General features: G+C 51.9%; 10 protein-coding genes and 1 pseudogene. 7 read left to right on the top strand and 4 right to left on the bottom strand.

Annotated features, from left to right (window positions below):
* Positions 1-1,121: CsgG/HfaB family protein (locus VIN66_RS16800; protein ID WP_331925054.1), on the bottom strand; the 1,121-nt coding region annotated here is incomplete at its 3' end.
* 341 nt (positions 1,122-1,462) lie between these two features.
* Here VIN66_RS16800 and VIN66_RS16795 point away from each other — a divergent pair.
* The 7 genes from VIN66_RS16795 (at position 1,463) to VIN66_RS16765 (ending at position 9,139) form a co-directional block, all read left to right on the top strand.
* On the top strand, positions 1,463-3,586 hold the full coding sequence (locus tag VIN66_RS16795) for a TonB-dependent siderophore receptor (protein WP_331925053.1): 2,124 nt from the start codon (positions 1,463-1,465) through the stop codon (positions 3,584-3,586).
* A gap of 302 nt (positions 3,587-3,888) precedes the next feature.
* Positions 3,889-5,040, top strand: a complete 1,152-nt coding sequence (locus VIN66_RS16790) for a PepSY-associated TM helix domain-containing protein (RefSeq protein ID WP_331925052.1) — start codon at positions 3,889-3,891, stop codon at positions 5,038-5,040.
* Entirely contained in the window at positions 5,027-5,497 is a 471-nt protein-coding gene (locus VIN66_RS16785; protein WP_331925051.1) for a hypothetical protein, read from the top strand. Before VIN66_RS16790 ends, VIN66_RS16785 begins: the two co-directional genes overlap by 14 nt.
* Before the next feature lie 68 nt (positions 5,498-5,565).
* A complete protein-coding gene (locus VIN66_RS16780) occupies positions 5,566-6,543 on the top strand; it encodes an NAD(P)/FAD-dependent oxidoreductase (protein ID WP_331925050.1) in 978 nt (325 codons plus the stop codon).
* Positions 6,540-7,247, top strand: a complete 708-nt coding sequence (locus tag VIN66_RS16775) for an SDR family NAD(P)-dependent oxidoreductase (protein ID WP_331925049.1) — start codon at positions 6,540-6,542, stop codon at positions 7,245-7,247. The genes VIN66_RS16780 and VIN66_RS16775 overlap by 4 nt, the downstream gene beginning before the upstream one ends.
* Before the next feature lie 204 nt (positions 7,248-7,451).
* Positions 7,452-7,769: a hypothetical protein gene (locus tag VIN66_RS16770; protein ID WP_331925048.1), complete on the top strand. Its 318-nt coding sequence runs from the start codon at positions 7,452-7,454 to the stop codon at positions 7,767-7,769.
* Between the two features lie 98 nt (positions 7,770-7,867).
* The gene (locus VIN66_RS16765; RefSeq protein WP_331925047.1) at positions 7,868-9,139 is read left to right on the top strand and encodes a DUF2235 domain-containing protein; all 1,272 of its coding nucleotides are present in this window, start codon (positions 7,868-7,870) and stop codon (positions 9,137-9,139) included.
* A 10-nt stretch (positions 9,140-9,149) separates the two neighbouring features.
* On the opposite strand, the gene VIN66_RS16760 is transcribed toward VIN66_RS16765, so the two are convergent.
* From VIN66_RS16760 to VIN66_RS16750, 3 genes and pseudogenes are all read right to left on the bottom strand, one after another.
* Positions 9,150-9,878, bottom strand: a complete 729-nt coding sequence (locus VIN66_RS16760) for an ABC transporter permease (protein WP_331925046.1) — start codon at positions 9,876-9,878, stop codon at positions 9,150-9,152.
* On the bottom strand, positions 9,875-10,786 hold the full coding sequence (locus tag VIN66_RS16755) for an ABC transporter ATP-binding protein (protein WP_331925045.1): 912 nt from the start codon (positions 10,784-10,786) through the stop codon (positions 9,875-9,877). The genes VIN66_RS16760 and VIN66_RS16755 overlap by 4 nt, the downstream gene beginning before the upstream one ends.
* A gap of 9 nt (positions 10,787-10,795) precedes the next feature.
* Positions 10,796-10,982, bottom strand: a pseudogene (locus VIN66_RS16750) (alpha/beta hydrolase); the annotation flags it as partial.

The following is a 10,982-nucleotide window of genomic DNA, read 5'->3' as shown; positions in this document are numbered from 1 at the left end:
ATCATCATACTGGTGCGGGTTTTGTCATCCAGCGTCGCGGCTGTAGCCAGGCCCGACACCCAGGTAGACGCATTTTTCAGATAATCGTAGTATTTCTCCAATGCCCTTTCATCGTACTGATTAACTTCAAAATTGTACTGTTTGCGATCTGATACTGTGACCGTGGATACCGTTTGCTTTACTACTACGGGCCGGGCTGGTGCAGGAGAAGGAACCGTATAGTTAGTTGTCGCCTGCGGCGTAACATCGGCCGCACCACCAACCGTCAGTTTACCGCCCAGGCCTAAGCCGCCGTCTACTTGCTGGGCTTTATAATTGCGCAAAGCCTTGACCATTTGATTGTAAGAGTCGGCAAACGCCGCAGTAATAACTTTGCCTTCCGGTGTATTGGAAAAACCACTGGCACCGCCGGCGATACCACCGCCAAATAAACCACCGAGAATACTAAAATCGTAGTTACCGGCATTACCTACTGCCGCAGATACCTGCACGCCGGAGCGATTATCAATCAGCAGCAACGTGGTTGCCGCTTCATTCTTACTTAAGCCTCCCCCGACTAAGCTACCAAAAGAACCCAGTAGGGCACCACCCAAAGCCCGCACGCCCTGGGTGCCTTTAGCGGCAAACTGAATTTCCGGGCTCAAAGTGTAATCAGCGGCGACCATCTGGCCGCCTCCAACGTTGCTGTGCTGACGCAACTGTCCTGATTGCATCAGTTCGCGCTCGCGGTTCATTGCGTTCATCGCCTGGCCGCGCTCTACCACCACAAAGCAATTAGATTGCTGAATCATCAAGCGAATCACCGGCAAGGTGCTGCCTAAAGTCGGATAACGCCCCCGATATTCGTGCCACCAGGGCAGGCTGGTATCTTCGAACACCGATAAAGTACCCAACGCTGCGTCGCAGCTTTCCAGCGCACTGTTAGCGCCGGCGCTATTGGCACCCCCGGCACCGCCGGTTACCACATTACCTTTAGAGTTACCCATTTGCGGGCTGGTCGACATACAGGCAGTCAGTAGTAATGTAATAGCCGACAAACAGCAGTATCTGAATCTGGTCTCTGTCGTCGTAACAGTTTGCCGCTGTCTCAGGCGCGTATAATGGTGGTCGTTCTGTGTCATTTTCTCACTCCGGTTTCAGGTTCCCTGTTGCACAGCCCATACCGACAACCACTTAAGCAGCATAGGTTGCGACACGATTAAAAGTGCCATGCAGTATGGCAAAGCAAAAGTGAAAAAAGGACGCGGAAAACCTTAAATGATGCAGCAAGGCGTTAAGCGGAGCTAACTGAAGCTAACTGGGAAAAGGAGACATACCGCTTCGCTGCTGACAGGTATTAAACGGGATTGTAATTATCCAATCACTCTGGCTATCTGTCGCAAATAAAACAAATGTTATTGATAAGTGTTTTCATTACAGTATGATCATCGAAACTTTTTTGGAGGTGAGCATGCAGTTAACCATGAAAAAATTAAAACTGGCTTTGGCAGTGCAACTGGCTTGTTTGCCAGCCGCCGCTATTGCAGCTGATACGCAAAATAAAGATGAAAAAGCGGTAGAAACCATTACCGTACGTGGCCAGTATACGGTTAATGAAACCATAGATACCGCCACCGGCCTTGGTTTAACGCTGCTGGAAACACCGCAGTCAGTCAGCGTAATGACTGCTCAGCGCATTCAGGATTTGGATATCAGCTCTATTGCTGATGCAGTAACCCAAACTCCAGGCTTAACCTCTAAGGCGTTTGACAGTACCCGCAATACCTTCAGTGCCCGTGGTTTTGATATTGATAAGTTTCAGCTCGATGGCGTGCCTATGGCCTGGAGCCTGGCTGGCGACTCGGGTGAAACCATTACCGACGTGGCTATTTATGAGCGCATTGAAGTGGTGCGCGGCGCTACCGGCTTACTGACCGGTGTCGGCGAACCATCTGCATCTATTAATTTGGTGCGCAAACATGCCAACGCCCGCGAACTGACCGGCTATGTTAATGGCGGTGTTGGTAGCTGGAACAGACGCTACCTGACCGCCGATGCCACCACACCGTTGACAGCTGATGGTAATGTACGTGCGCGTATAGTGGCAAAAAAAGAGCTGAGCGACAGCTTCCGTGATCTGGCGGAAGAAGACAAAACCGTATTGTATGGCGTGCTGGACGCGGATCTGAGCGACAGCATGACACTGAGCTTAGGCAGTAGTTATCAGGACAACAACCCTACGGCATCTACCTGGGGCGCATTGCCACCGGTATTTAGTGATGACACCCCAACCAACTGGGACAGAAGCACTACCACTGCCGCGAACTGGACACGCTGGGACTCAACCAGCAAAAACCATTTCGTCAGTTTGACGCAGCAATTTAATAATGGCTGGCAGCTGAAGGTTAACCTGAACCACAATAAAAACACGGCCGATACCCGCTTGTTGTATATTTACGGCGCGGCTGATAAAGACACGGGCGAGGGCTTAATTGCCTGGCCTTACAACAGTGAAGGCTTCAGTAAACAAACCAGTGTGGATATCCAGCTACAAGGCAGCTACAACCTGCTGGGCCGTGAACACGAGTTTGTCGTTGGCGCGCTGGACAGCCGTCAGCAATCTGAAGTGAAAACCTATGCCGCTCTGGTATGGCCAGGTACCGGTAACTTTTATCAGTGGGACGGTAGCGTCGCTGAGCCTACCTGGGCGACTACGCCAGACCAGGCGGTTAATCTGGATACTGATCAACTGGGAATTTACCTGGCAACACGCTTTGCAGTAACCGAGCAAATAAAGCTGATTGCCGGTGGCCGCTACACAGAATGGCAACGTCAGGGCCTGAACTATGGCGCTGAGCTGGATTTTGGCGACGATGAGTTTGTACCTTATGTTGGTGTTACCTATCAGGTTGCTGAAAACCATATGTTGTATGCCAGCCATACAGAAATTTTTACACCGCAAGATGCATACGACCGTAATGGTAATTCCCTTGACCCTATCATCGGCAGCAACCAGGAAATTGGTGTAAAAAGCAGTTACCTTGATGGTGCGCTGCAAACAGCCTTCGCGTTGTTCCGCATTGAGCAGGATAATCTGGCGCAGGCTGACAACGACTACAATGATCCGGCCAATAACTTCTTCCCGTCTTTTGCCGCTAAAGGCGCTGAAAGCAAAGGCTTTGAAGTTGAAGTTATCGGTCGTATAAACGAAAGCTGGAACATCAGCGCCGGTTATTCGCAGTTCAATGCCGAAGACCGTAACGGCGTAGATATCAATGCCAACCATCCACGTAAAAAACTTAACCTGTTTTCTACCTACGAGTTTGCCGAAATGCTGGCCGGCCTGACAGTAGGTGGCGGTTTAAGCTGGGAGAGTGAGTCTTACAGTGATGTGATGACGTTACCGGTTTCTGGTCTTTCCTATCGCGTAGAGCAAGAAAGCTATGTACTGGCCAATCTGATGGCCCGTTATGAAGTGAATAAACAGCTGTCACTGCAGCTGAACGTGCATAACCTGTTCGACAAAACCTACTACAGTGGTTTGACGCAACAATACAATTACGGTTCACCACGTAATTTCAGCCTGGGTGCAACCTGGTCGTTCTAAGCTAAATGCTGACAATGAAAAAGGCCGCAATTGCGGCCTTTTTTTGTTATCCAATAACTTAGAAGTTATACCGCAAATTAGCGCTAACCGCCCGGCGCTGGCCGTAGAAGCAATCACCCCGCGCCAGGCAGGACGTAATTACAGACGTCATACAACCCATTCCTGTGGCTGTCTTTAAAATGAGTCCAATATTACAATTGAGAATCAATATCAATTATAACACAGGTTGATAATTATTCTTATTAACATTAATATGGCGGCATGAATTAAGGTACATCGTTTTCTTCACAGGCAGCAGCGTCATGGCAAAACTCAGCAATCGTTTTTGGTTTCAGCTACATGGCTGGTTTTCATTGCCAATATGGCTGATTTTCTGTTTTGTCTGTTTAACGGGCACCATCGCCGTATTCAGCCATGAACTGACCTGGCTGACCAACCCGGCGTCGCGTGCAGCTAACCCGGATAATCTGCCCGCTAAACCGGCGGCAGAACTGGTGGCAACGGTGCAGCAAGCCTATCCGACAGCCGACGTTAGTATGGTGATGGTATTTGAACCTTATCTGGTCAATGCGGTAGCGTTCACGGATCATGACAAGCCTTATGCACTGGCTTATATCAATCAATACACCGGTGACATTCAGCAGATAAATGAAGGCATTACCTTTATCGGCTTTATGCGCAGCCTGCATGGTTGGCTGTTGTTCCCCTGGCCGGGCAGTTACAGCGTGGGTTATTATCTGGTGTCGGCAATGGCGCTGGTGATGCTGGGAGCTTTAGTGACCGGCCTCATTATCTATAAAAATTTCTGGCGCAGTTTTACCCAGCCGAAGGTTCGCTTACATCAGGGCAAGAAAACCATCCTGACCGACTTACACCGCCTGGCGGGTGTCTGGTCTATCTGGTTTTTAATCGTCATGAGCGCCACCGGTTTATGGTATCTGGTGCAGGCCGTGATGTGGCATGCTGATATCGATATCGAGCCGCATGCACCGCTGGTCAGTGCCGAACAATTATCAGCAACAACACAAACGCCACCGTTCAGCTTTGCTGATGCGATGGCAAAGACCTTACAGCGCTACCCTGATTTCCGGCCAAGCTACCTGATGCTGCCTGAGCATAACCGCGGTATGTATACCTTAATGGGTGGCGGCGACCATATTTTTTATGACGAGCAGGCCTACACGCTGAGCATTAACCCCTGGACCGGCGATATCGCCCACGAAAAAACACCCGCCGATATGACAGCACTGCAAACTGTTATGCATATTGCCGACCCACTGCACTACGGTACTATCGGCGGTATCTGGACTAAAGCTATCTGGTTCCTGTTCGGGTTGATGTTATCCGGCATGTCGATTACCGGTTTTATGATTTGGGGCAGCCGCACCGTGAAAGCAGTGCGGGAAAGCCGCAAAGCTGCCACCCTGACGGAGGTGAATCATGGCGCGCAGTAACACCTTCTGGCAACGTCACAAGTACAAACTGAATGGCTTGGTGCTGGTGCTGCCATTCTGGTTTTTGTATCAGTCGCTGACACCTGAGTTCCCGCCAGCCTGGCCAGCTCAGCAAGTGGGTGATTTTGAAATTGCGCCTATGCCGCTGAACCTGAAACCACCCTACGCGCACCATGATGAGTACGTAAAAGACTTTATGCTGATGTTCAGCAAAGGCGATATCAGTGGCATTCGTCAGGGCTATCTGAATATCGGCCCCCAAGCATTGCCGCTGGCACAGCTGCAACAGGGCGAGGAAGGTATATTGCATGGCAGCCGCCACGGCCAGCACGTGCATGCGATTGCACCGAAAACACTGAGCGCCGGTGATAAAGTCTGGTTAACCCTGCAAACATGGCAGGGCGATACACTCACCACCAGTTGGGAACTACCCGCCGAGCTGTTAGCCCAACACTGATTTTTATCTGATCGTCCCACCCACACTGCGCGTACCCTGTTCAAAGCAACACACTAAGAGGACAGGGCGTGACTATTGCAATTATCGGTGCCGGTATCGCAGGCGCAGCCTGTGCCGCAGCTTTGGCGGAGCAGGGCGAGCAGGTTGTAGTGTTTGAAAAAGGCCGCCGTGCCGGTGGCCGTATGAGCAGTAAGCGCACCGAACATGGCTATCTTGATTTAGGCGCACAGTACTTTACTGCCCGCGACCCGGCCTTTCAGGCACAATGCCAGCAATGGTTAAGTAGTGGCATCGTAACGCACTGGTACGGCCGCCTGGCGCAAGCTACGGCAGATGGCCTGCAGGTGTCGCCGGATGAAACGTTACGCTATATCGGTATGCCATCAATGCAGGCGCCGGTCACCCGTTTACTGGGTAATGTTGACGTCAGCTTAGGCCGCCAGATCGACAACATTCTGTTTGATGGTCAGCTCTGGCAGCTGCAAAGCAACGGTGTCTCTGCTGGCCGCTTTAACAAGCTGATACTGGCAATACCCCAGCAGCAGGCGGCAGCGTTGCTAAACACTGCGTTGCCATCTAACCAGGCACTGAGCAAAGTTTTCGAGTTGCCTGCGCTATTGCCTTGCTGGGCAGTCAATATACAAGTAGATCAGCCACTGTGGCCTTATGATGGCATCTTCTTTAAACAAGACAGCCAGCTTAGCTGGGCAGCAAGACAAGGCTCCAAACCCGGGCGTTGTAACGCCGGGCACTGGTTGTTGCATTTCACTGCCGCGTTTTCACAGCAACAGCTTGAAGCAGACGGCGACACCATAGCCCAGCATGCGATGCAGGCATTACAGCGTCTGACAGACAAAACCGTTGCCGGTCAGGTAAGCCATTATCACCGCTGGCGCTTTGCCCAGCAAAACCCGGATTATCCGGTGCAGGGCGTCGTGCATCTGCCCGAACTGGCACTAGGTCTGGCAGGCGACTGGTTAAACGGTGGCCGGGTAGAAAACGCCTGGCTCAGCGGCAGGCAACTGGCCCAGAGCATACTGGCATGACAGCATCAGTACTGATCATCGGCGGCAGTAGCGGCATAGGCGGCGCTTTAACCAGGCATTACCTTGCCAGCGGCGCACAGGTTAGCGTGATCAGCCGCCAGCCAGCGCCCGCGCAGCCGCAGCTAACATGGTTACAGGATAGGTTGCAAACCGAACAGCACGGTGCCAATGTGATAGCTGAAGCACTAACACAACAGCCACAGATCATTTTTATCTGTAACGGTGTACTGCATGACGAGCACGCCATGCCGGAAAAAACCATCCGTCAGCTCGATATCGACGTGTTAAGTGCACGCTTTGCCAGCAATGTGCAGGTACCGGCATTGTATCTAAAGTTACTGTTTAGCTATTTATGCAAACAGCCGGCAGTAAAACTGCTGGCACTCAGCGCCAAGGTAGGCAGTATCGGCGATAACAGCCTCGGCGGCTGGTACAGCTACCGCATCAGCAAAGCGGCGCTGAATATGCTGATTAAAAACGTGAGCATTGAAGTAGGCCGGTTAAATAAAACCGCCGCTATTGTAAGTGTTCACCCCGGTACCACCGACACTGCGTTATCGGTGCCCTTTCAAGCCAACCTGCCAGAAGGCCAACTACAAACCCCGGCTGCCACCGCCGAACGTTTAGCCAAAGTGGCGCAAGGGCTAACGGCAGAGCAAAGCGGCAATTTGCTAAATTGGGATGGCAGCGTATTGCCTTGGTAACCCGCGGCTAAACAGAAAGCTGCAGATTGCTGCAGTGATTTCAGATACCCGGTATCAGGCGGGCACTCTGCTTCAGAGTATTGCAATAACTCAGGCCAGCAACTGTATTCCTGATGTAACAAGCTGAATGTATATAGTAAATTGCTATGCCCCTCACAATGTATTAGCCTGAGGGCCGGTTAAACTTCGTATTAGGACTGCGGCATGGGCATTACCGCCATCATTTTTGCATTGGATGTGCTGTTAACCGCCTGCTGTGTTTATCTGGCCAGCCGACTGGCCTGGGTGAAGGCCGGTTTAAATGTGCTATTGCCGATCGTGTTTGTGGTATCGCTTATTTCTCTTACCCCCGGTTATGGCTGGTTGCTGGGCATAGTGGCGTATATTTACCTGCTTATGCGAGCCACCAGCGCCGATTTTAAAGATGCGGTCTGTATAGTGATTTTTACCAAACTACTGTCGGTGCTGGTGCTGTTGTTTATATCTCACGCCGGCTGGCTCAATCTCACTATCAACAGCTGAAACCTCACTTCTTTCACGTTCTGCACTATACTTTATGCCTCTCACCGGCGTTGTCGGTACCTATGCCAGGCCGGCTCTTTGCAAACAGGAGCATAGTTATGGCTGCGGCAAAACGCATTATTATTTGTTGTGACGGAACCTGGAACGAACCGGACGAAATTGCCACCAATGTGACCAAGCTGGTCAGGGCAATATCACCACAAAGCCCGGATGGCGTGCATCAGGTGGTGTTTTATGATCAGGGCGTCGGTACCGGCGGCAGTATTGATAAATTTATCGGTGGTGCTTTTGGCAGCGGGCTGGAAAAAAATGTGCTCGACTGCTACCGCTTTCTAACCCACAACTATCAGTTGGGTGATGAAATATATACCTTTGGTTTCAGCCGAGGTGCCTATACCGCCCGCGCTTTTATTGGCCTGATTCATGCGGTAGGCCTGCTGGAAAAAAGCACGCTGGACAAGCTGAAACAGGCCTATAAATATTACCGTACCGAACCCGATAAAAGACCGGAAGGCCATTACGCCGACAACTACCGGCCGGAAATCCGTATGGTTGGGGTGTTCGATACCGTCGGGGCACTGGGCGCACCGACACCGCTGCTGGGTAAATTTACCCGTAACTGGGTCGGCTTTTTTAATACCCGCATCTGCGCCCAGGTAAAATATGCCTACCATGCGCTGGCACTGGACGAGCGCCGGGCACCGTTTCAGCCCGACCTGTGGACCGGTTCGCTGCAGGATGACCAGTACATGGAGCAATGCTGGTTTGCTGGCGCGCACTCAGATATCGGTGGTGGTTATGCCGAATGTGGCTTATCCGACATCGCATTACAATGGATGGTCGATAAAGCCATGGCGCTGGGGCTGGACTTTAATCATCGCTATCTTGATTTGCTATACAAACCCGATTTACACATGCAACCGCACGACTCTTATTCTTACGGCTATAAGTTGCTGGAAAAAATCGGCTCGGGTGAATCCGTGCGGCGCATTTATGGCGACCCGTCCGACCCGCCAATTAATGTCAGCATCCATGATAGCGTGTATCAGCGTGTTGCCGCCGGCCAATACCGGCCACAAAACCCTGATTTTCCGCCAGCCGATAAATGGACAGATCGGCGCAGTAAAATCCGCTCTTTAGCCACCGACAGCCCGCTGGCCCAGCTGACACTGAAAGAGTTCGCGGCGCAGTGCCAGTTGCTGGATTTCAGCGCCGGCAGCGGCGCCCGCATTCAGTACAACGGTGAGCTGAACACCGGCGACAGCATCAGTATAGAATGCGAGCGGATTGGCAAAAACACTGCGCTCTGTGTCTGGAAAAAAGGCAACCAGTACGGACTGCTGTTTAATAATCAAATGCTTGATAGTTAACATCACGGTTTTATCTGCGCCGGAATAGCCTGGCGCAGATAGCTGCCAGCACAGTAGTAAACAGCGCCAATACCCCCAGATGAACCAATACACTGTTGCCCTGATCCTGAGCAATCACTTTTAGCCCCAACTGCGACAGGTGAAAACTGGGCCACAGCCAGGCCAGCTGTTGCAGCCAGTCAGGGAATAAAAACAGCGGCAACCATAAGCCGGATAAAAACGCCATCGGCAGGTATATCAGGTTAACCACGCCCGGTGCGGTTTTATCAGACAAACTCAGCCCCAACAACAACCCCAGCAAGGCAAATGGCACAGCACCTGCCAACATCACAACCGCAAGCAACAGCCACTGCATAGCTTGCAGTTTGACGTCCCCCAGCATAGCCGCAGCGCTGAACAGTAAAACCAGAATACACACTGAAAACACCAGGCTGGTACTGAGTTTAGCCAGTAAATAGGCCCGAAAGGGCATTGGCGACAGTTGTTTCAGAGTTAGCCAGCCATGAGCACGATCGCTGGCAATACCTGCGGCAAAATTAAACATCGCCGGCCCCATAATGCCAAAACAGCTGTAGGTTACCAGCAGGTAATCCGCACCGGCTCCGGCGCGGAAAAACACACCGAAAAACAGGTAAAACATTAATGGAAACGCCAGCGCCGGTATGACAAAGGCCGGAGTACGCATGATACTGAGTAAATCGTAGCGCGCTTCTTTGTAGTAAAGCGTTATGCTGCTCATGCGGCCTCCTGCTCTGCTGTCAGTTGCAAAAATGCCTGCTCCAGTGCTACTACTTTGATCTCCAACGCACTGACCGAGCGGTCTGCTTGCAACAGCGCCAGCACTGTCTGTTCTGCAGATGCACTGTGCAGCTGCACCAGGCCATGTCGCCGCTGTAAATCTACTATGCCGGGTAAAGCCAGCAGCTGTGCATCGCTAAGTGCAGTGCGGCAACATATTTGCTTACCACCAAGCCGGGCTTTTAGCTGATCCGGGCTGCCGTGCGCCACTATAGAGCCCTGTTGCAACACTGCAATTTTATCGGCCAGTTGCTCTGCTTCTTCCAGATAATGCGTGGTCAGTACTATGCTGACCCCGGCGGCTTTAAGTGCTGTAATTTGCTGCCACAGCGCATGACGCGCCTGCACATCCATTCCCAGTGTTGGCTCGTCAAGAAACAGCAGCTCCGGGTTACCTGCCAGCGCCAGCGCAAATAACAGCCGCTGTTTCTGGCCGCCGGATAAGTTACCAAAGCGGGTATTGGCCTGCGCCTGTAAACCGGCGATATCGAGTAGCTCGGCGACGCTCTTACCGCCCGCATAATAACTGGCAAATAAGTCACATTGCTCTGCCACGGTTAAGTTGGCACTGGCCGAGCCAATCTGCATCATTACCGCCACACGCTGGCGCAGTGCTGCAGTACGCGCGCTGCCAGGCTGAGGTTGGTTAAATATGCTGACATCGCCACTGTCCGCTGATGTTAACCCCAGCACTACTGAAATGAGTGTGGTTTTGCCCGCTCCGTTAGGCCCCAGTATCGCCAGCACTTCGCCGCAGCTGACATTCAGAGAAACCCCTTTCAGTACGGCTTTTCCACCGTAGCTTTTATGTAACTGGTGTAGCGCCAGTACCGCATGCTGATGGTTCATTAGATAGCCTCAACGCTGCAGGTGGCTAAGCAGAAACTGCTGAATTTGCCCGTTCAGCCAGTCGGGGGCATCGGCCATAATAAAGTGCTTAGAGTCACGGGCAAATGCAAAGCTATGGTATTGCACTGGCGCATTGGCCAGCTGGGATTCATAACCGGCTTGCACCTGTTCCGGCGTGGTGTACGGTGCGCCATGC

This window comes from Rheinheimera sp., from assembly GCF_036568245.1.
Lineage (GTDB): Bacteria > Pseudomonadota > Gammaproteobacteria > Enterobacterales > Alteromonadaceae > Alishewanella.
Note: the sequence above shows the minus strand (reverse complement) of the source record. Positions and strands in the feature narration are given on the sequence as shown.